A 232-nucleotide genomic window follows, 5' to 3' on the forward strand; every position below is an offset into this window, starting at 1 on the left:
GACCCGCTCCTCCGCGGGCTGCGAGGTCAGCTCCTCGGCGAGCTGGGAGATGTGCGCGAGGCGCTCCGCGATGACGTCGGCGTCCAGCTTGTTCTCGTAACCGACCGCCTCGGTGCCGTCCTCGTCGGAGTAGCCGAAGACACCGATCGCGTCCAGCCGCGCGCCGTTCAGGAAGCGCTCCAGCTCGGCCAGATCGGACTCGCTCTCACCGGGGAAGCCCACGATGAAGTTG

The 232-nt window shown here is 68.5% G+C and carries 1 pseudogene; it reads right to left on the reverse strand.

Going from position 1 to position 232, the window contains the following annotated elements:
* Positions 1 to 232, reverse strand: a pseudogene (locus MFF40_RS29190) (hypothetical protein); the annotation flags it as partial.

This window comes from Methylobacterium mesophilicum, assembly GCF_022179445.1.
GTDB lineage: Bacteria > Pseudomonadota > Alphaproteobacteria > Rhizobiales > Beijerinckiaceae > Methylobacterium > Methylobacterium mesophilicum.